This window comes from Kiloniella laminariae, from assembly GCF_027214005.1.
Taxonomy (GTDB): domain Bacteria; phylum Pseudomonadota; class Alphaproteobacteria; order Kiloniellales; family Kiloniellaceae; genus Kiloniella; species Kiloniella laminariae_A.
Genome location: NZ_JAPWGY010000031.1, coordinates 1 through 965, shown reverse-complemented (window position 1 = coordinate 965; position 965 = coordinate 1). Strand labels below are relative to the sequence as shown.

The 965-nt window shown below is 55.9% G+C and carries 1 protein-coding gene; it reads left to right on the top strand.

Features of this window, described 5'->3' with window-relative positions; all coding sequences use genetic code 11:
• On the top strand, window positions 1–965 hold a 965-nt coding region (locus O4H49_RS20495), incomplete at both ends, for a hemagglutinin repeat-containing protein (RefSeq protein ID WP_269425292.1).

Genomic DNA, 965 nt, shown 5'->3' with positions numbered 1-965 from the left:
CAGGTCGTGATGTCACGCTTGATGCGGGGGATGATATTACCCTCACCGCTGCGCAAAGTACCTACGCGCTGGATCATGAAAGCAGCAGTAAATCTGCCTCTGTCGGGGTTTCTGTGGGGATTGGGATTACGGGTACCCCAACAGTTTCAGCCAATGGTTCTATCTCTGCCAATGCATCGGACCGGAATGTCGATAGCCTGACCCATACCAACAGCCGCATTCTTGCCGGGAATGATGTCACTCTGAAATCCGGGGATGACACGACCCTCAAGGGGGTACAGGTTCAGGCCGGGGGATCAATTGATGCGGATGTCGGCGGTGATCTCACCCTTGCTTCTGTACAGGATACCAGCCGGATTGACGGGGGCAGCAAGGGCGGTTCTGTCGGGGTGAGTACAGATCTGGACGGCAAGGTCAATGCCGTCAATGGCTCAGTCTCCTACGGCAAGGAAAAGGGTCGTAAGGCGTGGGTCGAGGAACAGTCTGCCCTGATCGCCAAAGGCAACGTGGATGTCACCGTTGGTGGTCACACCCAGCTTGACGGGGCGGTCATTGCCTCGACCGAAGGCGATGTGACGCTGGATACCGAGACCTTCGACTACAGCGATATTCAAGACCACGACAATTACAAGAACGTTAATGGTTCGATTTCCGGCTCAATCGGGATCGGCGGGGATGATAGTGCAGACAGTGCCTCCCCAGACCTGCTGGACCGCATCGCCGCTCTGCCCACCGTCGAAGGTTCCTACGAAGCGTCGGAAAAAGAACAGATCACCCGCGCCACCGTCGCGGCCCCCGATGGTTCCATCGACGTCACCGTCCGTTCCAATCCCGATCAGGATCTCAGTGATCTCAACACTGACCTGAGCAAACGTCAGGAAATCACCCAGGATAAAAAGACCAAGCTAAAGGTTTATGTTGATGGTGCTGCCCTGAGAGAAGTTGTCAGCGGATTTGAGGGTACG